The organism is Nocardia farcinica, assembly GCF_001182745.1.
Lineage (GTDB): Bacteria > Actinomycetota > Actinomycetes > Mycobacteriales > Mycobacteriaceae > Nocardia > Nocardia farcinica.
The window spans coordinates 997,404-1,020,384 of the sequence record NZ_LN868938.1 but is presented as its reverse complement, the minus strand read 5'-3'; the positions used below and the strand labels follow the sequence as shown (position 1 = coordinate 1,020,384).

Below are 22,981 nucleotides of genomic sequence, written 5' to 3'. Positions count from 1 at the left end.
ACTCCGCAGACAAGTAGACAAGTCAGCGATGGCGGATCACGGTGATCGGGCACTCCACCACATGCAACAGCGCATTGCTCGTCGAGCCGAGCAGCATCCCGGTGAAACCACCCCGGCCCCGGCTGCCGACCACCACCAGCTGGGCATCGGCGGAGGCGTCGAGCAGTGCGCGCACCGGGCGGTCGGGCACCACGATCCGGCGGACCTGCACGTCGGGGTACTGCTCGGCGAACCCGGCCAGCCGCTCGGCCAGCACGGCGCGCTCCTCCTCGGCGACGTCGTCCCAGTTCGCGGGCAGCGCGATGGTGCTCGCGTCGCTCCAGGAATGCAGCGCGACCAGATCCACCTTGCGGCGCGCCGCCTCGGCGAAGGCGTACTGCACCGCGGCGACACTGCATTCGCTGCCGTCGACACCCACCAGCACCGGCTTGCCGAGCGAGACCGAATCGGTGGCCGAGCGCTCGTGGATGACCGTCACCGGACAGTGCGCGTGCCGCACCACCGCCGTGCTCACCGAGCCGAGCAGCCCGCGCTGGAACGCGCCCAGCCCGCGGCTGCCCACCACCACGGTCCGCGCCGACTTCGACCGGTCCAGCAGGGTCGGGATGATGAGATCCATCGTCACCTCGGTGGTGATCGGCACCGCCGATTCCCGCACCGCCTCCCGCGCCACCTGCGCCGCCTCGGCGACGATGCGCTCACCGTCGTCGCGCATCCAGGTCAGCTCGGCCTGCGGCACGCTCATGGCGGGCGCGAACCCGCCGATCACGGCCACCGAGGCGATCAGGTGCAACGGCACATCGTGCAAGCTCGCGGCCACCGCGCCCCACTCCGCGGCCTGATGCGAGCTCGGCGATCCGTCGACGGCGACCACGATCGGCGCGCCGGGCCGCTCCCCGGGAACACTGTCTGCACTCATCTCGGCTTCCTTTCCCATTCGGCAACCGCCTCCGTCCCCCTGAGCATGCCCCCGATCGGTCCGTCCTACCAGGGACGAACGGCCCGCGAGTCCGAGGACCACCGGCCCACGGCAACCGGGCCGAAAACTAACCGCCTGCACTCCGGGCCGCCGCCGATGCGCGGACAGTCATGGTTCCGTGCGTTGTCAGCCATGTCCCGCCCGCGCGGGAACTCCTAGTGTTCCCGATCACAAGGGCCGCAGGCGGACGCCACGGCCCGGTGGTGATCGCGGAAAGGACGGACCCGACGTGGCGACGCTGCAGACGGTGCAGAAGATCGGACCGGTGCTCGACCTGTTCACGGCGCAGCAGCCGGAATGGGGAGTCTCGGAGGTCGCCGCCGCCATCGAGGTGCCGCGGTCGAGCGCGCACGCACTGCTGTCGAGCCTGGTCGACACCGGCCTGTTGCAGTGCCGCACGCGCGGCCGGTACCGGCTGGGGTGGCGGGTGGTGGAGTTGGGTGAGACCCTGCGCAGCACCGTCGACGTCCGCTCGTGCGCGGCGCCGGTCCTCGAGCGCCTCGTCGAACAACACGGCGAGACAACGCATCTGGCGGTGATGGACCGCTGGAACGTGCTCTACGTGGACAAGATCCTCGGCAACCACAACATCACCGTGCAGGGCGCGCGCGTGGGCACCCGGCTCGACGCGCATTCGACGGCCGTCGGCAAGGTGCTGCTCGCCCAGCTCGACGAGATCGAACTGCGCCGCTATCTCGCGATGCGCCCGCTGCGGCGGCTGACTCCGGCGACCGTGACCCATCCGCAGGCACTCACCGACACCCTCGCCGGGGTGCGCACGGCCGGGCTGGCCGTCGACCTGGGCGAGACGGTGAGCGAAGTGCACTGCGTCGCCGCGCCGGTGCGCGACGATCTCGGCTCGGTGGTGGCGGCGGTGAGCATGAGCGTGCCCGCCACCCGCTTCGCGCAACGGCGGGCCCAGCTCGAGCGCGGTGTCGTCGGCGCCGCCCACGAGATCACCCGCGCCATCGCCGACGCCCACGACCGCGGCCCGCTGGCCCTGCGCGACGACCCGGCCGCCGGGTTCGCGCCGGTCCGGCGGGCCGGCTGACCCCACGTCCCGAGCGAGAACAGAGGTGCCGATGGAATCCGAAACCACCGCGCGGAAGGCGGCCGACCGGCTGCTCGAGGTGTACCGCACGGGCCAGCCGATCGACCCGTTGACACCGGAGCATCCGGACGCGTCGATCGAGCTGGCCTACCGCATCCAACAGCGGCAGGTCGAACAGTGGACGCTGGCCGGTGACGTGGTCAGGGGCCACAAGGTGGGCCTGGCCTCGCGGGCGATCCAGCGTCAGATGGGCGTGGACCAACCCGATTTCGGTCACCTCACCGCGAGCATGTTCCATCTCGAGCACCAGCCGATCCCGGCCCGGCGGTTCCTGCAACCCCGCATCGAACCCGAAGTGGCCTTCGTGCTGGGCCGCCCGCTGACCGGCCCCGGGGTGACCGCGGCCGAGGCGGCGCGGGCGGTCGATTTCGTGCTGCCCGCGCTCGAGATCGTCGACTCCCGGATCAAGGACTGGCGCATCGGCATCTTCGACACCATCGCCGACAACGCCTCCTCCGGCGGGGTGATCCTGGGCAGCCGGCCGGTGCCACTCGCGGAGCTGGATCTGCGGCTGCTCGGCTGCACCCTGCACATCAACGGCGAGCTCACCGCCACCGGCGCGGGCGGCGCCGTGCTGGGCACACCGCTCAACGCCCTGGTGTGGCTGGCCAACACGGTCGGCCCGCTCGGGGTGACGCTCGAGCCCGGGCACGTGGTACTGCCGGGATCGATGACCCGCGCCTACCCGGTGGCGCCGGGGGACGCCGTGGTGGCGACGATCAGCGGGCTCGGCAGCGTCACCGCCGTGCTCGGCGGAAAGGACGAACAGTGACCGATCAGGCGTGGAGTGCGGCCCGGGTGGCCGACGTGCTGCTGCGGGCCGAGGAGGCCGCCACCGCGCAGACCTCGATCGCGGCGGACTGGGACGGGCTGGACCTGGCGACCGCCTACACCGCCCAGGACATCGCCTTACGGATGCGGCTGGCCCGCGGCGAGCGGCTGACCGGGGTGAAACTCGGTGTCACGTCGAAGGCCAAGCAGCGGCAGGTCGGGGTGGACGCGCCGTCGACGGCCTGGCTGACCGATGCGATGATCCTGCCGATCGGCGCGCCCGTGCCGCGCGCGCGGCTGATCCAGGCGCGTGCCGAACCGGAGATCGCGTTCGTGATGGGCCGCAGGCTCGCCGGTCCGGGAGTGTCGGCGGCGACCGCGCTGGCCGCGGTGGACCACGTCCTCGGGGCGGTCGAGATCATCGACAGCCGGTTCTCCGGCTACCGGTTCTCGATGATGGACGCGGTCGCCGACAACAACTCCTCCGGCCGCTACGTCACCGGCCCGATCGCGCGGCGACCCGAGGACCTCGATCTCGCGCTGGAAGCATGCCTGCTGGAAGTCGACGGTGAGGTCGTCGACTCCGCGACCGGCGCCGCCGTGCACGGGCACCCCGCCGAGGCGCTGGCGTTCGCGGCCAACACCCTCGCCGAGCGCGGGCTGGCCATCGAGCCCGGCTGGGTGGTGCTCACCGGCGGGATGACCGACGCGGTGCCGGTCGCACCCGGTGCCCGGATCGCCGCGCACTTCACCCATCTGGGTTCGGTCACCGTGGCGGGCGGCTGAGATGCCGATCATCGAGGTCACCATCGCCGCCGGGCGCGACCCCCGGCAACTGCGGCAGCTGATCCACGAACTCACCGCCGCCGCCCAGCGCGCCCTGGACGCCCCGCTGCCGACCATCCGGGTGATCCTGCGCGAGACCCCGCCCACCCATTTCGCCGCCGGTGACGTGACCCTCGCCGAGCGGCAGGGGCGCACCTGACCGTCCGCATATGCCGAATCCCGGATCGGCGAGCCGGGATTCGCGTCGGGCATCGTGATCGGTGGCGCACCCGCCGACGCGACCGGGATACACCCGGAGGGACCGATCCCCGATCCAGGAGAATCCGATGACCTCGCCCGACACTCGCGCCCTCACCGTGGTGGCCGACCCCGCGCCCGCCCCGGAACGGCTGGCCGATCGCCTCTACCACGACCTGCTGTCGCCGCCGGAGGTCCGCGCGGTGCGGACGCGGGTGCGCGGCTTCGCCGACGCCGCCGTCGCCCCCGTCGCCGCCCGCATCGCCGACGGTGACGAACGGCTCGACGGTTTCCCCCGCGACGCCTTCGAAGCGATGGGCGCCGAGGGCCTGTTCCGCATCCCCTTCCCCGCCGACGTGGGCGGCGAGAACCTGGCACATCGCGCGACCGCGACCGCCGTCGCGGTGGAGGAACTCGCCTACCACTCCAACAGCGTCGCCGCCATCTACGACGTGCACTGCATCCTGGCCGGGACGGCGCTGGACCAGGGCACCGACCAGCAGCGGCGGCGCTGGCTGCGGCCGATCGTGACCGGCGAGATCGTCGGCTCCTTCGCCACCAGCGAGCCCGGCGCGTCCAGCGACCTCTCCCCCGCCGCGGTCCGGACCGTCGCGGAACCGCACGGGGACGGCTGGATCCTGCACGGCCGCAAACGCTGGATCACCAACTCCGTGGTCGCCGGCGTGGTGGTGGTACTCGCCCGCACCGGCGAGGCCCTCACCACCTTCATCGTGCCGACCTCCACGCCGGGCGTCACCATCGGTACGCCCGACCGCAAGCTCGGCAATCGTGGGCAGATCACCGCCGACGTGCTCCTCGACGGTGTACGCCTCGGACCCGACGCGGTGCTCGGCCGAGTCGGCGGCGGCCTGCGCATCGCCCTCCAGACACTCACCTACGGCCGCATCGGCATCGGCGCCGCGGGTGTCGGCATGGCGCAGGCCGCCTTCGATCGCACGGTCGCCCACCTGAAGTCGCGCCACGCCTTCGGCGGGTCGCTGGCGTCCACGCAGCACTGGCAGTTCCGCATGGCCGACTACGCCGCCGACCTGGAGGCCGCTCGCAGCCTGTACCTGAAAGCGGCGCTCCGGCTGGACGCGGGCGAGCGCTTCCCCGAACCCGAGGCCGCGATGGCCAAACTGCGCGGCACCGAGCTGGCCGCGCACATCGCCCGCGACGCCGTCCAGGCCTTCGGCGGCATGGGCTTCGTGCGCTCACTCGGCGCCGACGACACCCCAGGACCGGTGGAGGCCATCTACCGGGACAGCAAGATCGGCGAGATCTACGAGGGCGCCAACGAGATCCAGAAGTGGGTGCTGGCCCGGCAGATCTTCGGACGCGAGCACACCGGCTAGCGCCGCTCAGGCGGTGAGCAGCTCGTAGCTGTGGCCGTCGGGGGCGTGCACGTAGACACCGCGGCCGCCGGCCAGGTGGTTGATCCGGCGGTCCCACCCGTGTTCCGGGCCGGAGCCGTACTCCACGGCGGGCCATGTCGCCAGCCTCGCCAGCACGGCATCGAAGGTGTCGTCGTCGACGCGAAACGCGTAATGGCCGGGCTCGACCCGGCCGCGGTCGTCGAAGTCGAACGTCAGCTCGTCGTTGACGCGCACGGGCACGAACGGCCCGCTCGGGGCGGATACCGCCAAGCCCATCAACTCGGCGAAAAACGTTGCCGCGGCCACCTTGTCGGTCGCGGGGATGATCGTGTGATCGAGAACGATGGACATCGCCACCTCCTGCGGTACGAGCCCGAAGGGCAATTTGTATGCGATACGCACACAACGATACGTGCGTATCGCATACGATGTCGAGGGTGGGTACACGCGACGTTCGAAACACCACCGCCCGAGCGGACACCGCCCCGGCCGACGCCGCCGCGACCGATGGTGGCCCCGCCCTGTTTCGGCTGGTCCGGTTCTGGTCGCGCCGCTGGAGCAACCAGGCACTCACGCGCCTCGCCGCGGACACCGACGCGGAGCTGCGGCGCGTGCAGCACATCCAGGTCGTGGAAGCCGTCGCCGCCGCGCTACGCACGGGCGAGGAAGCGACCGTCACCGATGTGGCCGAGCAGCTCGGGCTCGACCACTCCGGCGCCAGCCGCATGGTGCGCGACGCCGTCGCCGCCGGGTACCTCGCCCGCGGCGACTCCGCACGCGACCGCCGCCGTGTCGTCGTGCAGCTCACCGACGCGGGCACCGAATTGCTGAGCGCATCCCACGACTGGCAACGCCGCTGCTTCGACCAGCTCACCGCGACATGGAACGAACAAGACCGCCGCCGCTTCGCCGGCTACCTCCAGCGCCTCGCCGACGAAACCACTCCCTGAACCGCTCAGAACCCCCGAGTCGGGAAACGACGAAATCTCCGGTACCGAGGCCGGTACCGGAGACCTCGAGGTGTGTCGGCAGGCTCAGGCCGGGGCGCCGGACACCGCGCGGGAGTGGTCGATGTCGTGCGGGATCGCCTGGTCGGCGGCCGCCACCTGCGGATCGTCGACGGACGCACCGGGTCCGAAGTGCGAGAACTTCTCGATGTGCTGGTCCAGCGCCAGCGGGCTGGGCGTGCCGTAGGTGAAGTAGGTCTCCCACGGCAGTGCCGCACCGCCGACGGCCAGGCCGGTGTCGATGTCGGACATCTGCCAGGTCTTGGTCTGGGCGTCGGGGTCCAGGTGCAGGTAGCCTGCCTCGCCGAACAGTTCGATGCGGTTGCCGCCGGGCTCGAAGACGTAGAGGAACTGGCCCTGGGTGATGCCGTGCTTGTCCGGGCCTGCCTCGATGCGGATGTCGTAGTCGCGGAACATCTCCACCGCGTCGGCGAGGTGTTGGCCGGTGCCGTAGTAGAAGGCCAGGTGGTGCAGTTTGCCGCGGCCGCCGGTCATGTCGCGCATGCAGGCCACCTCGTGGCCGAGCAGATTCGAGCTCATCCACGCGCCGATCTCGACCTCGCCGTCCACCACGCGCTCGGTGGTGCGGAAGCCGAGGTGGCGTTCGAAGGCGTTCTTGACGGCGCTGACATCGGAGGACATCAGGTTGAGGTGGTCGATGCGCTTGACCGGAATTCCGGTGAGCGGCTTCTTGGACGGGCGCGAGAGGATCTTGCTGCGCAGCTCGGCGGGGGCGACGTATTTCTCGGCCTCCCAGAGCAATTGGAGGTTGTGGCCGTCGGGGGACTGGAACCGGAAGGTCTTGCCGTAGCCGGGCTCGTCCTCACTCCAGCTGCCCTCGACGTTGCCCTGCTTCAGCGAGGCGACGCGCCGCTCGAGCGCCTCCGGTGAGCTGGCGCGCAGCGCGGCATGGCCCATGCCGGCCTCGGCGGCCTCGGTCACCTTCAGGCTCCACGGGTAGGGGTCCTCGTACCCGCGCAGGTACACCGACTGCCCCTCCCGGCCCGTCACGTACATGCCGAGGAACTTGGTGAAGAAGTCCAGCGTCTCTTGCGGCGTCGGGGTGTAGAGCTCGGCACGGGCGAGGTGCGCGATGTCGAAACGGGCACTGGGGTCGGTCATGGTTGCTCCTGGTCTCCGCTTGCCCGGCGAGGGGCGCCGGTTGTGGTGGATGTCACGAGCTTGCGGCGTCGCGGCGCGGCCCGGCGGCGGCGTTCGGGATAGCCGAACACGACTGCGTCCGCGACCGCGGCTGTCCGGCCTGCCCGGATCGCGGCGCATCCACGGGCGTGTTCTCCCTAGCGTGGCGGCCATCACCCCGTGTCCCAGGGAAGGTCCCACCAGATGAGTCGATGGAAAGCTGCGATCGTCGGTTCCGGAAATATCGGCACCGATCTGATGTACAAACTGCTGCGCTCCGAACACGTCGATCCCGTGTACATGGTCGGCATCGACCCGGCCAGCGAAGGGCTCGCCCGCGCCGCCCAGGAAGGACTCGAGGCCTCCGCCGAGGGCGTGGACTGGCTGCTGAGCCGCCGCGAACTGCCCGACGTGGTCTTCGAAGCCACCTCGGCGAAGGTGCACGCCGCCGCCGCGCCGCGCTACGCCGCGGCGGGCATCACGGCCATCGATCTCACTCCGGCGTCGGTCGGCCCCTACGTCGTGCCCGCGGTCAACCTGCACGAGCACCTCGACGCACCGAACCTCAACATGGTCAGCTGCGCCGGGCAGGCCACCATCCCGATCCTGGCCGCGATCAACCGGGTCGCCGACGCCTCCTACGGCGAGATCGTCGCCGCCATCGCCTCGCACAGCGCCGGACCCGGTACCCGCCAGAACCTCAGCGAGTTCAGCGAGAAGACCGGCAGGGCGCTCGCGCAGGTCGCCGGCGCCGACCGCGCCAAGGCGATCTCGGTGATCAACCCGGCCGAACCACCGATGAACATGCGCGACACCGTGTACGCCAAGGTCCGCAACCCCGATGCCGACGCGATCGAACACGCGGTGCTGGACATGGTCGCCGAGGTGCAGCGCTACGTGCCCGGCTACACGCTGCGCCTGATCGACGTCGACGGCGACCTGGTCACGGTCATGCTCGAGGTCGTCGGCGCAGGCGACTTCCTGCCCACCTACGCGGGCAACCTGGACATCATCACCGCCGCCGCCGTGCAGGTCGCCGACGTGCTCGCACAGCGTACTCTCGTGGAGGAACCCGCCCGATGAGCACACCCACCCGTACCGTCACCCTCGTCGACACCACCCTGCGCGACGGCATGTCCTCGGTCTCGCACCGATTCACCCCGAACGACGTCGCGGCGATCGCCGCGGGCCTGGACCGCGCGGGCGTCCGCACCATCGAGGTCGCACACGGCATCGGCCTCGGCGCCTCTTCGATCCAGTACGGTTTCGCCGCCGCCACCGACCCGGAGTACGTGCGGGCCGCCGTCGACGCCGTCGACCACGCCGATATCGCGGTGCTGTACGTGCCCGGCATCGCCACCCTCGCCGAACTGCGGGCCGCCGTCGAGGCGGGCATCCGCACGGTCCGGGTCGCGGTGCACTGCACCGAGGCCGACTGCGCGCAGCAACCGGTGGAATGGGCCAAGGACCACGGCCTCACCGTGATGACCTTCCTGATGATGAGCCACAAGCTCGACCCCGAACCGCTGGCCGAGCAGGCGGTGAAACTCGAGTCCTACGGCGCCGACGTCGTCTACGTCGTGGACTCGGCCGGTGCGATGGTGCCGCGACACGCCGGCGACCGCGTCGCGGCGCTGCGCCGGGCCATCTCGGCCGAGATCGGTTTCCACGCGCACAACAATCTCGGTGTCGGCATCGCCAACGCGCTGACCGCCGCCGAGAACGGCGCCACCTTCATCGACGGATCGCTGCGCGGGCTCGGTGCCAGCGCGGGCAACGCACAGACCGAAGTGCTCGCCGCGGCCTTCGAACGCGCGGGCTGGCACACCGGTGTCGAGCTGTTCCCGCTCATCGACACCGCCGAGCAGGTCGTGGCACCGCTGATGACCGAACCCCAGATCGTCGACGAGACCGCGCTGGTACTCGGCTACGCCGGGGTGTATTCGACGTTCTTCCATCCCACCAAGCGGGCCGCCGCGAAGTTCGGCGTCCCCACCCGCGACATCCTGCTCGAGCTCGGCCGTCGCGGCGTGATCGGCGGGCAGGAGGACATGATCGTCGACGTCGCCTCCGAGCTGGCCGGGCGCACCTACGACCTGTCCGCCCGCGCCGGGATCTGACCAGCGAAAGGAACCGACATGACCCAGAGCTCCGGCGACCCGATCCAGGTGAGCCATCTCATCGGCGGACAGTGGCGCCCGGCCTCCGACGGCGCCACCTTCGAATCCCGCGACCCGCACGACGATTCACTGCTGGCCGTGGTGCCGCGCGGCACCGCCGAGGACGGGAGGGCCGCGATCACCGCCGCCCGTACCGCCTTCGACGAGGGACCCTGGCCGCGGCTCGCCCCCAAGGAGCGGGCCGCGATCCTCCACGCCGTCGCCGACGCGGTCGACGCCCACCGCGACGAACTCGCCGAACTCGAGACCCGCGACGGCGGCAAGACCATCACCCAGGCCCGCCATGCCGAAATCCCGCGCGTGGCACACAATCTGCGGTTCTTCGCCGATTACGCCGCCATGGCGGCCAACGAGGCCTACCCCGCCGGCGACCTGTTCTCCTACGTGCTCTATCCGCCCGCGGGCGTGGTCTCGGCGATCAGCCCGTGGAACGCGCCGCTGATGCTGGCGACCTGGAAGATCGCGCCCGCCTTGGCATTCGGCAACACCGCCGTGCTCAAGCCCGCCCCGCAGACCCCGCTCACCGCGCACCGCTTCGCCCAGCTCGCGCTGGAGGCGGGCCTGCCCGAGGGCGTCCTCAACGTCGTGCACGGTTTCGGCGGCGAGGCGGTGGCCGGGCCGCTGACCTCCGACCCGCGCGTAGACCGCATCACCTTCACCGGGTCCAGCGCGACCGGGGTGAAGATCCTCCAGGCGGCCGCGGCCAACCACACCCCGGTCTCGGCCGAACTGGGCGGCAAGTCCGCGAACATCGTCTTCGCCGACGCCGATCTCGATGTGGCCGTGCCGATGGCGATCCGCGCCATCTTCGGCGGCAACGGACAGGTGTGCCTGGCCGGATCGCGGCTGCTGGTGCAGCACAGCATCATGGACGAGTTCCTGGCCCGGTTCACCGAGGAGGCGAACAAGCTCACGGTGGGCGATCCCAAGGACCCCGCGACCTTCCTGGGTCCGCTCATCGAAGCCCGCCATCTCGACAAGGTGCACGGCTACGTCGAACTCGCCCAGGACGAGGGTGGCAAGGTCGTCACCGGCGGCGCGCGGCTGACCGGTCCCGACCACGCGGCGGGCCACTACTATCCGCCGACCATCATCACCGGCCTCACCAACGACTCCCGCACCGCCCGGGAGGAGATCTTCGGCCCGGTCGAGACCGTGCTCGGCTTCGACACCGAAGACGAAGCGCTGCGCATCGCCAACGACTCGCCCTACGGCCTGGCCGGAATGCTGTTCACGCAGAACCTCGACCGCGCCCACCGGATGGCCGCGCGCTGGCGGGCGGGCACGGTCTGGATCAACTGCTTCTTCGAACGCGACCTGCGGCTGCCCTTCGGCGGCGAGGGCGCCAGCGGCGTCGGCCGCGAAGGCGGACAGTACTCCCGCGAGTTCTTCACCGAACCCCGCGCGGTCACCCTGCGACTGCGTTGACCCGACCCATCCGACCCCTTTCCCCGACCCGGCCGACGCGGCGAGCCCGCGTCGGCCGTTCGGCAATCCCGAGGAGAACACTGCCGTGACCAGTCCGAATCTGTGCGTCGTGGTCGGCGCGACGGGCGCGATGGGCACCGAGATCACGCTCCGGCTGGCCCGCCGCGGCCTGCGGGTGATCGCCGTCGCCCGCGGGACCGAATCGCTGGCGGCGCTGGCCGAGCGCCACGACCTGATCGAGCCGTGCGTGGCCGACATCGCCGACGACAGCGCCGTCGAGGCGATCGGTGCCGCCGTCGACGCCCCGGTCCGAATGGCGCTGTTCGCCGCCGGGCTGCCGGTGCGCGGATCGGCCGACACCATCAGCCCCGGCGACCTGGCGGTGGGCGCCAACATCAAGATCGCGGGAATGGTCCGGCTGCTGCACGCCGTGCGCGAGCGATTGGTGCGCGGATCGCGGCTGGTGGCCATCGCCGGCTCGCTCGGCCTGGAACCCGGACCGCTGGACGCCGGGCCGGGCACGGTCAACGCCGGCGTCTTCAATCTCATGCGCCAGCTCAGCGCGTTGTACGGCCCCAAGGGGGTCACCGTCCACACCATCGCCCCCGGCCCGGTCGACACCCCGCGGCTGCACCGGTTCGTCGCCGGCGAGGCCGCCGAGACCGGGCGGGATCCGGCGGAGATCTGGGCGCGCCTGCACGCGAAGACGAGCCTGGGCCGCCTGCCGACGCTCGACGAAATCGGTTGGGCGGTCGAACTTCTGCTCGCACCCCAGGCCGACGCCCTGCACGGCAGCGTGCTCAACGTGGACGCGGGCACCCGCCACGGCGTCCAGTAATCGCCACGGCATCCACCGAAAGGACCACCATGCCGATCGCGCATTTCCATCTCGTGGACGGAACCGGCACCGCCGACCAGCGCGCACGCCTGCTCACCGAAGCCTGCCGCAGTTACGCGCGGGTGCTGGACGCCCCGGTGGACCGCGTGCGCGCCTTCGTCGTGCGCTACCCGCCGGAGGAGGCCGCCACCGCGGGCACGCTGCTCGCCGACGGCGGCGCTCCCGCCCCGTATTTCACCGCGATCGTGCTCGCCGGACGGCCGATCGAGCAGCGCAGGCGACTGGCCGCGGAGTTCACCCGGCTCATCGTCGAGATCCTGGGCGTGCCGCGCGAGGTGGTGCGCGGCCAGGTGGTGGAGGTGAGCCCGCAGAACTGGTTCATCGCGGGCCACCCCGCCGACCAGGTGCGCGCCACGGAGATCGCCGCACGCGCCGAGTCGGGCAGTGCCCCATAGGGATTGCGCCGGTCTGCCGACCACCCGCCGGTGGTCGGCAGACCGTTCTCACAAGCACCACGGGTCGTCGCGCAGCAACTCCAGGGAACGGAAGCTCCCGGTGTAGAAGACCAGTGGATTACCGTCGTCGAACCACAGGTGCTCGACCCGCCCGACGTGCAGGGTGTGGTCCCCCGCGGGATGGGAGGCGGTCACCGTGCACGCCAGATGCACCAGCGCGCCGTCGAGCAACGGCATACCGTCACGCCACACGAACCGCACCAGGTCCGGCCGGTGGGCCGCGCCCGCGAAGTGCAGGGACAGCGGCTCCTGGTCGCCCGCCAGGACCGACACGGCGTACCGGCCCGTCGCGGCGATGCGCTCGTTCATCGTCGCACGGTTGGCGATCGACACCAGCACCAACGGCGGGTCCAGCGACACCGAGGTGAACGCGTTGGCGGTCATGCCGTGCACGGAGGTCTCCTGGGCGGACTCGGCGGTGGTGACGATCGTGACGCCGCTGGCGAAGCGGCCCAGCGCCTTCCGCATGCGCGGCGGGGTCACCGCGGTCGGTTCCTCGGACACGGTCGTGCTCCTCGTCGTCACGGCGGCCTCAGCGTCGCACGATCGACAGGTCGCCGTTGCCGATCAGGTCCGGCCGGGTCCAACCGTCCAGGTCGTATTCGGCCATGCACTGCTCGGCGAAACCCTCCAGGCGCTTGTCCAGGCCCTGCGCCTGGTAGGCGAACAACGTCTGGAACCGCACCGCCTCGTGGTCACCGCCGTAGTTGCGCTCGTAGAGTTCGTGGCGACCACCGAACTCGGTGCCGACCGCGTCCCACAGCAGCTTGAGCAGCTGCACCCGGTCCACGGCCGCCACGCCGTTCGAGCCGCGGACGTACTGGTCGAGGTAGGGCCGAATGTCGGGGTTCTTCCAGTCCTCGGCGTGCGAGTTCAGGTAGATCAGGCCGCTGCCGAGGGTCTGCTGGATGATCTCCTTGATCCGCGGATAGCCCACCCCCATGAATGTGCGGTAGGCCAGCCCGTAGTTCAGATTCGGCTGCACGGCGCCGTTCACCCACGGGTCCGGTGACTTGGCCATCGCATCCGACAGGCCCCAGAACATGTCGCGCCAGTTCAGGATCTCCCCGACCTGCATCTGCACGCCCCGGAAGCCCGCGGTGCCGGTCATCTGCACGGCCTTGAGCACGCAACCGGCGATGAAGTCGAGCTTGACCGCCAGGCGGGCGCAGCCGTGGAACATGAAGCGCGACAGGAAGCCCGACTTCATCACGAAACCGTTCGTGGTCTCCACGTCGTAGGCGAAGACGTTCTCCCACGGCACCAGGACCCGGTCGAACACCATGATCGCGTCGTTCTCGTCGAACCGGCTCGACAACGGGTAGTCGAACGGCGTGCCCAGGACGGCGGCGTTCATCTCGTAGGACGTGCGGCACAGCAGCTTCAGGCCCGGCGAGTCCATCGGCACGGTGAAGATCAGGCCGAACTCCTTCTTCCGCAGCGGCAGGCCGTAGTGCGCGATGAAGTTGGCGTTGGTGATCGCCGAGCCGGTCGCCACCACCTTCGCGCCGGACACCACCAGGCCGGCGTCGGTTTCCTCGACCACGTGCACGCACACGTCGGCGGTCTCGTCGGCGGGCTTGTCGCGATCGATGGGCGGGTTGACGATCGCGTGGTTGAGGTAGAGCACCCGCTCCTGGGCGCGGGTGTACCAGCGGCGGGCGTTGTCGCGGTACTCGCCGTAGAAGTCGGCGTTGGCGCCGAGGGTGCCGAGGAAGGAGGCCTTGTAGTCGGGCGAGCGGCCCATCCAGCCGTAGACCTCGCGCTGCCAGGTGGTGATCGCGTCGCGGGCCAGCAGCAGATCCTCGGCACTGTGCGCGGTCTTGAAGAACGGATGGGTGAAGCCGCCGTTGCCGGTGTCGGTGGGCACCGCGAGCGTGCCCCGCGCCTCGGGGCGGTGCAGCGCGTCGTACAGGCGCGCCACCGAGCGCGCGGAATTGCGGAAGGCGGGGTGGGTGGTCACGTCGCGCACACGTTCGCCCCGGAAGTACACCTCGCGGCCGTCGCGCAGCGACTCGAGGTACTCGGCACCGGTCATCGGGCGGACGGAGTTGGGCGCGTCGACCGCGGGGCCGAGGATTGCTGATGTGGTCATGGTGTTCGCTCCTGAGGGATGGTGGGACTTCCGGGTCGCTACGTGGACCCGCACGACGGGACCGCCCGGCCGCCGCGCACGCCACCATCGCCGATCTTCTATTCCCTTGTCCCGCTGAGGTTTTCAGTGGGCCGGACTCGTCATCGGCGCGTCGTCGGTATATGGTGCACAGGCCGGGTTCCTGTGACTTGGAACACTAGGATGCGGAGGTGTGCCGGAACATGGCTGAGCGCGAACGATCGGGTGACTGCGCGCGCACCGAGGCGTTGGTCTCGCTGCGCACCAGCGAGCTCGACAGCCGGGAGGGCCGCACGCAGTGGTCGAGCACGCTCGAACGGCTCTACTGTGAGATGGACGTGGCCTGGCCCGACCCGCATCGGCACTTCGACGCCGAATGGGGCGGGCGTCCCTTCGGCGACCTGCACGTCAGCACCATCCGCGCCGACGCGCACACCGTCGTGCGGTCCCCGGCCATGATCGGCTCCGACGAGCACGTCGGCCACCTGGTGTGCCTGGTCACCGAGGGCCGCGTGGAGGTGCGCCAGGCCGGGCGGACCACCGTCCTCGAAGACGGCGCGTTCGCCCTGTTGGACTGTGCGGCGCCGTTCGTCTTCCACTCCCCCGCGCCGTTCCGGCAGGTCGTCGTGCGCACGCCGACCGAACTGCTCACCGCGCGACTGCCCGGTCGGATCGTCGAACACGGCACCGCCCGCGCGATCGGCGGCGACACCGGGGCCGGGGAACTCGTCGGCCGATTCCTGCGCGACCTGTCCACCACGACCGCGCCCATCTCCCCCGGCGCGGCGCTGTCGCTCGCGTCCTCGACCGTCGACATGCTCGCCACCGCGCTCGCCGACGGCCCGGTGCCGACCGGAGCCGCGCAGTTGCACCGCACCGAGGACCTCGCGCATGTCCAGCGCGTCATCGAGCAGCAACTGCACGACCCCGAACTCACGCTCGCCCAGGTGGCGGCCGAGGCCGGGATGTCGTTGCGCACCGTGCAGAAACTGTTCAGCGCGGCCGGCACCACCCCGCGCACCTGGTTGTATCAGGCGCGCCTCGAACGGGCCCGCAAGTACCTGGTGACCACGCAGATGTCGGTCGCGCAGGTCAGCGAGTGCGCGGGCTTCCGCGACGTGTCGCATTTCAGCCGTACGTTCCGCGCCGCGTTCGGTACCAGCCCCGGCCGGTACCGGGCCGCCCACACGGACGCCGAAACGCCCTGAGCCGAGCGCGCCGCGCGGTGGCCGCTACGCCGACCGGCCCGGCGACGCGGGCCGGACGGCGGGAAGCGGCCGATCAGACCGGCGTCATCGCCGGGGGCGCGGCGACGGTGAACTCCTCCTTGAAGATCAACCGGGGCGCCATGCGGCGGCGCTTGAGCGCCTTGACCGCGGCGGTGACCATCGCAGGCGGCCCGCACAGGTAGGCGCTGCGGCCCTTGCAACTGGCGAAGTCCGCGAGCACGACGTCGGTGACCAGGCCGGTGGGCCCGTCCCACGTCTCCTCGCTGAGCACCGGGTGATACCGCAGGCGGGGATCGGCCGCGGCGAGCGCGCGGAAGAACTCCACGTCGTAGAGGTCCGCCCGCGTCCGCCCGCCGTGATACAGGTCGAGCGACGGCACGAGATCATTCGCCAAGGCATGGCGCACAATGGCTTTCAGCGGTGCCAGGCCGGTGCCGCCGCCGATGAGGATCGCCGGTTCCTCCTGCGCCCGCAGCATCGCGAACTGCCCGAGCGGCCCGCGCAGCTCGATCCGGTCGCCCGGCCGCAGCCCGGCGAATATCCAGCCGTCGGTGGCGAGCCCGCCCTCGACCCACTTGACGTGGAACTCCAGCGTGCGCGCCTCCGACGGCGGATTCGCCATCGAATACTGCCGTCCGACCCCCGCACCCGGCACGATCAACTCGGCGTACTGGCCCGCGGAGAACTCCATCGGCTCGTCCAGTTCCACGACCAGCCTGCGGGTGTGGCGGGCGATGTCGGCGAGTTCGACCACGGTGCCGGAGTGGTCGCGCAGGGGGTGGCGCGGACCCTCCGGCCCCACGTCGGCGACCGGCGCCACGGTCACATCCGTGCGCGGGGACGCCTGGCAGGCCAGCGCCAGCCCGGCGGCGCGTTCGTCCGCCGAGAGCACCGCCTCGTCCGGTTGCCCGTGCTCGACCTCCCCGGCCAGCACGCGGATCTTGCAGGTGCCGCAGGTGCCTTGCGAGCACGCGTGCGGCAGCCAGCGGTTCTCCCGTAGCGCAGACTCCAGGATCGGCCGGTCCGCCGGGGCGGGAAACGGCTGCTCCTGCCCGGCGACCGTCACCGTGTGAGTCATCGTCAGACCTCCCAACGCACCCGCAGGCCCTGCGGGCCGCGGAAGGTCCAGCCCCAGAAGGTCGGCGCGTGCTCGGGATCGGGTTCGATGTTGGGGATGGTCTCGAACAGTTCCTCGAGCGCGATCCGCACGATCGCCGTCCCGAGGTAGGTGCCCGCGCAGGCGTGGTTGCCCGCGCCGAAGGCCAGATGCGGCATGACCGGGCGGTCCACATCGAACACGTCCGGATTCGCCCAGACCGTCTCGTCGCGGTTGGCCGACCCGTAGGCCAGCATCACCGGCGTCCCGGCGGGCAGATCGACGCCGCCGATGTTCACGTCGTGATTGGCCACCTTCACCGCCGCGCTCCAGATCGGCGCCACCCACCGCGCGCCCTCGGTGATCGCGCGCGGCACCAGCGCCGGATCGTCGACGACGCGCTCGAGCTGGTCGGGGTGCTCGAGCAGACCCGCCAGCGTCGTGGTCATGACGTGTCCGGGCTCCTGCAGGGCGCCGAGCAGGAACACGTAGATGTTCGGGTAGATCTCCGCGCGGTCGCGGACCTGCCCGTCGGGCATGCCGTCGTGCAGCCAGTGCGAGATCAGGGTGTGATCGGGATGGGCGGTCCAGTGGTCGAGCATCGGATCGACGGTCGCGATGATCTCCTCCTTCACCCGGTCACCGGCCTCGAACGGGGCCGGGTTGGCGAAGTTGCCGAGGTCGTCGACCGCGGCGTTGCCGTAGGACAGCGCCAGGGTCTGGAACCAGCGCACCAGCGTCTCCGACGGCACCTCGGTCAGGCCCATCAGATCGCCGACCGCGCGCACCGACACCGGCGCGAAGTAGGCCTCCTGGATGTCGACCGCGCCGAGGTTCTCGATCTCGGCGAGGATGCGCCGCGCCTGCGGCCGGACCAGCGCCTCGACATAGGAGTCGACCGCGCTGGGCCGCAGCTGCGGATCGATCCACTCCCGGATGCGGCGGTGCTGCTCGCCGTTGGAATCGAGCACGGTGCCCTGGCCGAACGTGCGCCCGCCGGAGGGGGCGATGACCGTCGACCAGGTCTGGGAATCCTGGGCGATCTGCAGGCACAGTTCGCGGGTCGCCACGACGTGCATCCCCACTGCGGGCACGTAGGCGACCGGGGCTTCGCGGCGCAGCCGCTCGTAGATGGGGTTGGGATCGCGGTCGAGTTCGTCCATCGTGATCTCGTCGATCCAGCTGCGGGTCGTGGTCATGGGGGTGTTCTCCTGTCCTCGGCTCGGGCGAGCTATCGTCTTCCGCCGGATTGCTGTGATCTGGAACACTAGGGCGCGGAGGTGAGCCGGAACCATGACCGACAGTGCATCGAAGGATGACTCCCCGTGCACCGCGACCGGCTCCTCGGTGGCACTGAGCATCCGCGAACTCGGCACCGCCGAGGGCCGGGCGCGGTGGGCGGACACACTCGATCGCACCTACTGCGAGATGGACGTCGACTGGGGCCGTTCCCGGGATCGGTTCACCGCCGACCTGGTGGCCCGCCCGATGGGTGAACTCACCGTGAGCGTCGTGCACGCCGATCCGCACACCGTCGTGCGCACGCCCGCGATGATCGCCTCCGACCCCAACGACGATTTCCTGCTGTGCCTGATCACTCGCGGATCGGCTGTGCTGGAACAGGATTCGCGCCGGTCCGTGCTGCGGAACGGCGCGTTCGGCATTCTCGATTCCTCGCTGCCGTTCATGGTCGACGGCACCACCGAATTCGAACAGATCGTGCTGCGCGCCCCGCGGGACGTGCTCGCCTCGCGCCTGCCGGTGGACGTGGTACGCGAGATGACCGGCGCGGGCATCTCCGGGCAGGCCGGCCTGGGCCGGCTGGTGTCGCGGTTCCTGGTCGATGTCGCCGCCGCGGACACGCCGCTGTCCACCGGCTCGGCCGACTCGGTGGCGGGCGCCGTGCTGGACCTGCTGGCCACCGCGCTGTGCGAGTACGCCACCCCGTTGACCGCCACCGCCCGGGTGCACGCCGAGGACCTGCGCCGGGTGCAGCACCTCATGGCGCGGCGGATGCACGACCCCGATCAGACGCTCACCGAGGTCGGCGCGGAGCTGGGCATGTCGCTGCGCTACATCCACAAACTGTTCAGCGCGGCAGGCACGACGCCGCGCACCTGGCTCTACGACCTGCGGCTGGCCCGCGCCCGCGCCCTGCTGCTGGACACCGATCGCACCGTCGCCGACATCAGCGTCCAGGTCGGCTTCCGCGACGTCTCCCATTTCAGCCGCGCCTTCCGCCGCCGCTTCGGCGCCAGCCCCGCCCACTTCCGCGCCCAGCGCGCGGTCGGCTCCTAGCTCACGCCGCGGCCCTCGAAATACGCTGTGCCCGTGTCGTCCACGGGCCGGGCGGGGAGCTGCCGGAGTGCTCGGACGACAGCGCGCCAGCGGCTGCGTTCCCAGGCCAGCCCCGTGCTCACCCCCTCCCGATAGGCCATCGCCACGGTGTCGTCGTGCCCGCGGTCGGCCAGGCGCAGCAGCGCGGCCTCGGCCCTGGCCTTCTCGAGTTCGGCTTCGACACCGGCGAGCACCGCCTCGGCCGCGTCGGCCAATTCCGCGGTGATCGGCAGCGCCCGCGCGAAGGAGTCGGTCGCTTCCTGCAATGCCTTGCTATTTCCAGCAACCATCCGCCCATTCTGCACGCACGGCGGAATGAATCCGGTATTTCGCGGGGAACGGCGAACGAGAGTGGAACGGCTGGTCTGTTTCGGAAATCACGCCGAACGATTCACGGTGTCGGCGCCGACCGTTCCGAGGCACCCTTACCGTCGACAAGCCGCCCCGCCGGGCCGGCTGCGGTCGATGAGGTATTTCCGCGGGTCGGTGTGAGTCGGTCGGAGCGCGGTGTCTCGAATTGTTTTCCGGCGGAGGAAAAACGAGGACGCCGATTGTCGGGAGTACCTGCCATCATGCACGCCATGACGACTTCCGACCCCGTGGCCCCATTCGAGTGGCTCCTCACTCACGACGGCCGTCGCTGCCCGCTGGACGAGATCTACACCGTAGCCTTCTTCCGTGGGCTCGATCCGTCGGAGGTGGTGCGCCGCTACAGTCGTGGCGAGGACCACGGCCAGGAAGCGAGCTTCGACGAGCTCATGGAGCAGGCCGCCGAAAACTCCTCCCTACCAGGCAGATCCGGGGGAGGCACCGTGGGTGTCGTGCGGGTCGGTGAGTGGAGCGTGGCCATCGAGCCGGACGGGTGGATGGCCACGCTGCACGATGTCCTGGCCGACTTGTCGCGTGGTTGTGAGGTGGTGGCGATCACTCGGCACGACTACGCCGAGGCCAGCTTCGCGTACGCGATCGACGGCACGGTTGTCACGGGCTACAAACCCTTGGATTGCCCCCACTCTCGACACGGCACCGAGCCCGACCGGCTCAACGGGTTCATGCGGGAACTCGGCATGACGGTGGACGTGCGGGACGACGAGAACGATGGCGACGAGTACGACTGGGAGGAAGAGGACGAGCGGGCCGAGAGCGACTACTTGGCGTCCCTGCCGAGAGCTTTCGCCTTGGCCGCGAAGCTCACCCACGTGCGGTTCACCCCGGAAATCCTCGATCGTGCGATGGTCGTCGGGCCCGTCGCGTACAAGTGATCGTCCAATAGCCGCCGCGACGAGTGCGGAATCTCCGAACCGTGGCGGATCCGCCGCGGTCGCCCTCGCTGATCAGCTGTCGGCTCTCCTTGGGGGGGTGGGAGAGCGATGTGGTGTCGCCGCTGCCAGCGCTTGTCGTGGTGGGCGATTTCGTCGTGGTCGCGGAGCAGCACGTCGTCGGCCAGCGATTCGCCGATCGCCAGGGGCGGATCGTCCGGGCCCAGCGAATGGGCAGCCGGCGGGCACGCCGGTGACGTCGAACACGGCCGGCGGCTGCTGGCCGATGGGGACGGCGGTGTCGATGATGGTGCGGTCGGCTTGGATGAGCGCGGCGATGGGTCGCCAGGCGGCGATCTTCTGGCTACTGTCCCATCATGTCCATCGAGTGCTCGATCGTCGTCCCCGGACCGCGGTCGGAGGTCTTCGCCTGGCACGCGCGGCCGGGAGCGTTCGCGCGCCTGGCGCCGCCCTGGCAGCCGGTGCGGTTGCTGGCCGAGACCGATTCGCTGGCGAGTGGGCGGGCGGTGCTCGGGCTGCCGGGCGGGTTGCGATGGGTGGCCCGGCACGATCCGCAGGAGTACCGGCCGCCGTGCCGATTCGTCGATGCGGTGGCGGCGGAGGAGCCGGCGTCGATGCCGGTGGGACGAGTGTTGCGGTGGCGGCACATCCACGATTTCGAGGACGTCGACGGCACGCACACGCGGGTGATCGATCGGGTGCGGACGCCGATTCCCGAGGCGGTGTTGCGGCCGATGTTCGCCTACCGGCATCGGCAGCTGGCCGACGATCTGCGCGCGCACCGGCGGGCCGCCGTGCACGGGTTCGAGCCGGTGACCGTTGCCGTGACGGGCGCGTCGGGACTGGTCGGATCGGCGCTGTGCGCGTTCCTCGCCACCGGCGGGCATCGGGTGGTGCGCGTGGTGCGGCACCCGGCGCGGTCGGCGGACGAGCGGCGCTGGGATCCGGCCGACCCCGACCCGGACCTGCTCGACGGGGTGCACGCGGTGGTCCACCTGGCGGGCGCATCCATCGCCGGACGGTTCACCGCCGCGCACCGGCGGGCCGTCCGCGACTCGCGGATCGCGCCGACACGACGGCTGGCCGAGGTGGCGGCGCGCGCGGGCGTCTCGACCTTCGTCTGCGCCTCGGCCATCGGCTACTACGGCTACGACCGCGGGGACACACCACTGACCGAAGACGCCGAACAGGGCTCCGGTTTCCTCGCCGACGTGGTCGCGGACTGGGAGGCGGCGACGGCACCGGCGGCGGACCGAACACGCACGGTGCTGATCCGCACCGGGATCGTCCAGTCGCCCCGCGGCGGCACGCTGCGGCTGCTCCGTCCGCTGTTCACCGCCGGCCTGGGCGGGCGGATCGGCGATGGGCGGCAATGGCTTTCGTGGATCGGGCTGGACGACCTGGTCGACGTCTACCACCGTGCGCTGTGGGATGCGACGCTGACCGGGCCGGTCAACGCCGTCGCGCCGGAGCCGGTCCGCAACACCGACTACACCCGGACCCTCGCCCGGGTGCTGCACCGGCCTGCGGTGTTCCCGGTACCGCGGGCCGCGCCGGCGCTGCTGCTCGGGCGCCAGGGTGCCCGCGAACTCGCCGCCGCGAATCAGCGGGTGCTGCCCGAACGGCTTCGCGCCGTGGGGCATACGTTCCGGATGCCGGAGCTGGAGGAGACGTTGCGGCATCTGCTCGGCCGCACGCGGGCGCCGCTCAGCTGAGCCGGTCGACGGCTTCGGCGAGGCTGCCGAGACGGTCGGCATCGGGGGGCAGCACGACCTCGTCCCAGCCGGGCCCGCCGACGAAGACCCGCGCACCCGCACCCAGGCACGCCCGCACGGCCGAGGTCAGGGCGGTGGATTCGCGGTGCGACCAGAGCACGACGGCGGCGCCCTCGGCGTGCCTGCCCAGCGCGTCGACCAGGGCGGCGGTGGGCACGTCGGGGCCGAGCATGCGCGCACCCAGGCCGCGTTCGGCCAGGGCCGCGCGCAACACGTCCAGCGGCAGGGCGTGGGTTTCCCCGCTCGTGCAGGCCAGCAGCGCACCCGGCCCGGCCGAGGGCGGGAACGCCCGCTGCAGCGCCGCACCGATGCACCAGGACAGCAGGTGCTCGACGTCGATGCAGCCCTCCCCCGCGCCCTGCCGGGCGACGATGTCGGCGAATGCGGGGCGGCACAGCGTCTCCCAGGTGTCGACCACGCCGAAGGCGCGCAGGTGGGCGTCGAGGTGTGCGGTGACGGTGGCGGTGTCGAGGGCGAAGGCGGCCGCGAGCAGGGGCCCGCGATCGCCGGGCGCCGGCGCGGGTCCCCGGGCGGTGGCGGCGGCACGGGACGGGCTGACGCCGGCGCGGATGAGCTCGAGCATGCGTTCCAGCAGCGCGATGTCGGTCTCGGTGTAGAGGCGGTGGCTGCCGGGCCGGTCCTGGACCGGGCCGATGCCGTAGCGACGGTTCCAGCTGCGCAAGGTCGCGGTCGGCACACCGAGACGTTCGGCCACCGCGCGTACCGGGTAACCGGACGCGCCGGAGGGGGGAACCGGGACCGCGGGCATCGTCACATTGTGCC

25 protein-coding genes are annotated in these 22,981 nt (G+C 71.0%); 16 read left to right on the top strand and 9 right to left on the bottom strand.

The genetic code is table 11. The features are described 5' to 3' along the window. Positions 1-22: 22 nt before the first annotated feature. Positions 23-919: a universal stress protein gene (locus AMO33_RS04990; RefSeq protein WP_041560173.1), complete on the bottom strand. Its 897-nt coding sequence runs from the start codon at positions 917-919 to the stop codon at positions 23-25. A 289-nt stretch (positions 920-1,208) separates the two neighbouring features. On the opposite strand from AMO33_RS04990, the gene AMO33_RS04985 reads away from it, so the two are divergent. From AMO33_RS04985 to AMO33_RS04965, 5 genes are all read left to right on the top strand, one after another. Continuing rightward, positions 1,209-2,030, top strand: coding sequence for an IclR family transcriptional regulator (locus AMO33_RS04985; RefSeq protein WP_060590843.1), 822 nt, complete (start codon positions 1,209-1,211; stop codon positions 2,028-2,030). A gap of 31 nt (positions 2,031-2,061) precedes the next feature. Next, the gene (locus AMO33_RS04980) at positions 2,062-2,862 is read left to right on the top strand and encodes a 2-keto-4-pentenoate hydratase (protein WP_060590841.1); all 801 of its coding nucleotides are present in this window, start codon (positions 2,062-2,064) and stop codon (positions 2,860-2,862) included. Continuing rightward, the gene (locus AMO33_RS04975; protein WP_060590839.1) at positions 2,859-3,647 is read left to right on the top strand and encodes a 2-keto-4-pentenoate hydratase; all 789 of its coding nucleotides are present in this window, start codon (positions 2,859-2,861) and stop codon (positions 3,645-3,647) included. The genes AMO33_RS04980 and AMO33_RS04975 overlap by 4 nt, the downstream gene beginning before the upstream one ends. A 1-nt stretch (position 3,648) precedes the next feature. Beyond that, on the top strand, positions 3,649-3,846 hold the full coding sequence (locus tag AMO33_RS04970; protein WP_011209576.1) for a tautomerase family protein: 198 nt from the start codon (positions 3,649-3,651) through the stop codon (positions 3,844-3,846). A 127-nt stretch (positions 3,847-3,973) separates the two neighbouring features. After that, positions 3,974-5,239 (top strand): acyl-CoA dehydrogenase family protein, encoded by a 1,266-nt coding sequence (locus AMO33_RS04965; RefSeq protein ID WP_060590837.1) that lies wholly within the window; start codon positions 3,974-3,976, stop codon positions 5,237-5,239. Positions 5,240-5,245: 6 nt separating this feature from the next. Here AMO33_RS04965 and AMO33_RS04960 read toward each other — a convergent pair whose 3' ends face one another. Next, positions 5,246-5,611 carry a VOC family protein gene (locus tag AMO33_RS04960; RefSeq protein ID WP_060593291.1) on the bottom strand — a complete coding sequence of 122 codons (366 nt, stop codon included), beginning with the start codon at positions 5,609-5,611 and terminating at the stop codon, positions 5,246-5,248. 86 nt (positions 5,612-5,697) lie between these two features. Between AMO33_RS04960 and AMO33_RS04955 the strand changes: the two genes are divergently transcribed. Further along, entirely contained in the window at positions 5,698-6,210 is a 513-nt protein-coding gene (locus tag AMO33_RS04955) for a MarR family winged helix-turn-helix transcriptional regulator (protein ID WP_082668581.1), read from the top strand. An 84-nt stretch (positions 6,211-6,294) separates the two neighbouring features. Here AMO33_RS04955 and AMO33_RS04950 read toward each other — a convergent pair whose 3' ends face one another. Next, on the bottom strand, positions 6,295-7,389 hold the full coding sequence (locus tag AMO33_RS04950) for a VOC family protein (protein ID WP_060590836.1): 1,095 nt from the start codon (positions 7,387-7,389) through the stop codon (positions 6,295-6,297). 222 nt (positions 7,390-7,611) lie between these two features. Here AMO33_RS04950 and AMO33_RS04945 point away from each other — a divergent pair, with 222 nt between their 5' ends. From AMO33_RS04945 to AMO33_RS04925, 5 genes are all read left to right on the top strand, one after another. After that, positions 7,612-8,490 carry an acetaldehyde dehydrogenase (acetylating) gene (locus AMO33_RS04945; RefSeq protein WP_060590834.1) on the top strand — a complete coding sequence of 293 codons (879 nt, stop codon included), beginning with the start codon at positions 7,612-7,614 and terminating at the stop codon, positions 8,488-8,490. Further along, positions 8,487-9,527 (top strand): 4-hydroxy-2-oxovalerate aldolase, encoded by a 1,041-nt coding sequence (dmpG, locus tag AMO33_RS04940; RefSeq protein WP_060590832.1) that lies wholly within the window; start codon positions 8,487-8,489, stop codon positions 9,525-9,527. Before AMO33_RS04945 ends, dmpG begins: the two co-directional genes overlap by 4 nt. Positions 9,528-9,545: 18 nt before the next feature. Continuing rightward, positions 9,546-11,015: an aldehyde dehydrogenase gene (locus AMO33_RS04935; protein ID WP_060590830.1), complete on the top strand. Its 1,470-nt coding sequence runs from the start codon at positions 9,546-9,548 to the stop codon at positions 11,013-11,015. Between the two features lie 85 nt (positions 11,016-11,100). Further along, a complete protein-coding gene (locus AMO33_RS04930) occupies positions 11,101-11,853 on the top strand; it encodes an SDR family NAD(P)-dependent oxidoreductase (RefSeq protein WP_060590828.1) in 753 nt (250 codons plus the stop codon). 29 nt (positions 11,854-11,882) lie between these two features. After that, positions 11,883-12,308 (top strand): tautomerase family protein, encoded by a 426-nt coding sequence (locus tag AMO33_RS04925; protein WP_060590826.1) that lies wholly within the window; start codon positions 11,883-11,885, stop codon positions 12,306-12,308. Positions 12,309-12,356: 48 nt separating this feature from the next. Here AMO33_RS04925 and AMO33_RS04920 read toward each other — a convergent pair whose 3' ends face one another. Continuing rightward, on the bottom strand, positions 12,357-12,836 hold the full coding sequence (locus tag AMO33_RS04920; RefSeq protein ID WP_060593289.1) for a flavin reductase family protein: 480 nt from the start codon (positions 12,834-12,836) through the stop codon (positions 12,357-12,359). A gap of 64 nt (positions 12,837-12,900) precedes the next feature. Beyond that, the gene (locus tag AMO33_RS04915) at positions 12,901-14,463 is read right to left on the bottom strand and encodes a 4-hydroxyphenylacetate 3-hydroxylase family protein (protein ID WP_060590824.1); all 1,563 of its coding nucleotides are present in this window, start codon (positions 14,461-14,463) and stop codon (positions 12,901-12,903) included. Between the two features lie 221 nt (positions 14,464-14,684). Here AMO33_RS04915 and AMO33_RS04910 point away from each other — a divergent pair, with 221 nt between their 5' ends. Then, positions 14,685-15,689: an AraC-like ligand-binding domain-containing protein gene (locus tag AMO33_RS04910; protein WP_060590822.1), complete on the top strand. Its 1,005-nt coding sequence runs from the start codon at positions 14,685-14,687 to the stop codon at positions 15,687-15,689. Positions 15,690-15,762: 73 nt separating this feature from the next. Here AMO33_RS04910 and AMO33_RS04905 read toward each other — a convergent pair whose 3' ends face one another. Continuing rightward, positions 15,763-16,788: an NADH:ubiquinone reductase (Na(+)-transporting) subunit F gene (locus AMO33_RS04905; RefSeq protein ID WP_060590820.1), complete on the bottom strand. Its 1,026-nt coding sequence runs from the start codon at positions 16,786-16,788 to the stop codon at positions 15,763-15,765. A 2-nt stretch (positions 16,789-16,790) separates the two neighbouring features. Then, positions 16,791-18,005 carry a cytochrome P450 gene (locus AMO33_RS04900; RefSeq protein WP_011209591.1) on the bottom strand — a complete coding sequence of 405 codons (1,215 nt, stop codon included), beginning with the start codon at positions 18,003-18,005 and terminating at the stop codon, positions 16,791-16,793. Positions 18,006-18,099: 94 nt separating this feature from the next. Here AMO33_RS04900 and AMO33_RS04895 point away from each other — a divergent pair, with 94 nt between their 5' ends. Continuing rightward, entirely contained in the window at positions 18,100-19,104 is a 1,005-nt protein-coding gene (locus tag AMO33_RS04895) for an AraC-like ligand-binding domain-containing protein (RefSeq protein WP_060590819.1), read from the top strand. Here the strand turns inward: AMO33_RS04895 and AMO33_RS04890 are convergent. Continuing rightward, positions 19,101-19,433 carry a hypothetical protein gene (locus tag AMO33_RS04890; RefSeq protein ID WP_011209593.1) on the bottom strand — a complete coding sequence of 111 codons (333 nt, stop codon included), beginning with the start codon at positions 19,431-19,433 and terminating at the stop codon, positions 19,101-19,103. The genes AMO33_RS04895 and AMO33_RS04890 overlap by 4 nt on opposite strands. 291 nt (positions 19,434-19,724) lie before the next feature. Here AMO33_RS04890 and AMO33_RS04885 point away from each other — a divergent pair, with 291 nt between their 5' ends. From AMO33_RS04885 to AMO33_RS04875, 3 genes are all read left to right on the top strand, one after another. After that, complete coding sequence (locus tag AMO33_RS04885; RefSeq protein ID WP_060593288.1) at positions 19,725-20,405, top strand: DUF6461 domain-containing protein; 681 nt, start codon at positions 19,725-19,727, stop codon at positions 20,403-20,405. 110 nt (positions 20,406-20,515) lie between these two features. Beyond that, complete coding sequence (locus AMO33_RS04880; protein ID WP_159005469.1) at positions 20,516-20,659, top strand: hypothetical protein; 144 nt, start codon at positions 20,516-20,518, stop codon at positions 20,657-20,659. Between the two features lie 120 nt (positions 20,660-20,779). Continuing rightward, the gene (locus tag AMO33_RS04875; protein WP_060590815.1) at positions 20,780-22,138 is read left to right on the top strand and encodes a TIGR01777 family oxidoreductase; all 1,359 of its coding nucleotides are present in this window, start codon (positions 20,780-20,782) and stop codon (positions 22,136-22,138) included. Here the strand turns inward: AMO33_RS04875 and AMO33_RS04870 are convergent. Next, positions 22,131-22,967: a MerR family transcriptional regulator gene (locus tag AMO33_RS04870; RefSeq protein ID WP_060590814.1), complete on the bottom strand. Its 837-nt coding sequence runs from the start codon at positions 22,965-22,967 to the stop codon at positions 22,131-22,133. The genes AMO33_RS04875 and AMO33_RS04870 overlap by 8 nt on opposite strands. Positions 22,968-22,981: the final 14 nt, after the last annotated feature.

What these genes read in the sequence shown, in the direction of transcription:
- AMO33_RS04935 (WP_060590830.1), top strand. Translation starts at nt 9,546, where the DNA reads ATGACCCAGAGCTCCGGCGACCCGATCCAGGTGAGCCATCTCATCGGC.
- AMO33_RS04870 (WP_060590814.1), bottom strand. Translation starts at nt 22,967, where the DNA reads ATGCCCGCGGTCCCGGTTCCCCCCTCCGGCGCGTCCGGTTACCCGGTA.
- AMO33_RS04945 (WP_060590834.1), top strand. Translation starts at nt 7,612, where the DNA reads ATGAGTCGATGGAAAGCTGCGATCGTCGGTTCCGGAAATATCGGCACC.
- AMO33_RS04925 (WP_060590826.1), top strand. Translation starts at nt 11,883, where the DNA reads ATGCCGATCGCGCATTTCCATCTCGTGGACGGAACCGGCACCGCCGAC.
- AMO33_RS04885 (WP_060593288.1), top strand. Translation starts at nt 19,725, where the DNA reads ATGACGACTTCCGACCCCGTGGCCCCATTCGAGTGGCTCCTCACTCAC.
- AMO33_RS04915 (WP_060590824.1), bottom strand. Translation starts at nt 14,463, where the DNA reads ATGACCACATCAGCAATCCTCGGCCCCGCGGTCGACGCGCCCAACTCC.
- AMO33_RS04960 (WP_060593291.1), bottom strand. Translation starts at nt 5,611, where the DNA reads ATGTCCATCGTTCTCGATCACACGATCATCCCCGCGACCGACAAGGTG.
- AMO33_RS04910 (WP_060590822.1), top strand. Translation starts at nt 14,685, where the DNA reads ATGGCTGAGCGCGAACGATCGGGTGACTGCGCGCGCACCGAGGCGTTG.
- AMO33_RS04965 (WP_060590837.1), top strand. Translation starts at nt 3,974, where the DNA reads ATGACCTCGCCCGACACTCGCGCCCTCACCGTGGTGGCCGACCCCGCG.
- AMO33_RS04905 (WP_060590820.1), bottom strand. Translation starts at nt 16,788, where the DNA reads ATGACTCACACGGTGACGGTCGCCGGGCAGGAGCAGCCGTTTCCCGCC.
- AMO33_RS04875 (WP_060590815.1), top strand. Translation starts at nt 20,780, where the DNA reads ATGTCCATCGAGTGCTCGATCGTCGTCCCCGGACCGCGGTCGGAGGTC.
- AMO33_RS04895 (WP_060590819.1), top strand. Translation starts at nt 18,100, where the DNA reads ATGACCGACAGTGCATCGAAGGATGACTCCCCGTGCACCGCGACCGGC.
- AMO33_RS04900 (WP_011209591.1), bottom strand. Translation starts at nt 18,005, where the DNA reads ATGACCACGACCCGCAGCTGGATCGACGAGATCACGATGGACGAACTC.
- AMO33_RS04970 (WP_011209576.1), top strand. Translation starts at nt 3,649, where the DNA reads ATGCCGATCATCGAGGTCACCATCGCCGCCGGGCGCGACCCCCGGCAA.
- AMO33_RS04980 (WP_060590841.1), top strand. Translation starts at nt 2,062, where the DNA reads ATGGAATCCGAAACCACCGCGCGGAAGGCGGCCGACCGGCTGCTCGAG.
- AMO33_RS04920 (WP_060593289.1), bottom strand. Translation starts at nt 12,836, where the DNA reads ATGCGGAAGGCGCTGGGCCGCTTCGCCAGCGGCGTCACGATCGTCACC.
- AMO33_RS04890 (WP_011209593.1), bottom strand. Translation starts at nt 19,433, where the DNA reads ATGGTTGCTGGAAATAGCAAGGCATTGCAGGAAGCGACCGACTCCTTC.
- AMO33_RS04990 (WP_041560173.1), bottom strand. Translation starts at nt 919, where the DNA reads ATGAGTGCAGACAGTGTTCCCGGGGAGCGGCCCGGCGCGCCGATCGTG.
- AMO33_RS04950 (WP_060590836.1), bottom strand. Translation starts at nt 7,389, where the DNA reads ATGACCGACCCCAGTGCCCGTTTCGACATCGCGCACCTCGCCCGTGCC.
- dmpG (WP_060590832.1), top strand. Translation starts at nt 8,487, where the DNA reads ATGAGCACACCCACCCGTACCGTCACCCTCGTCGACACCACCCTGCGC.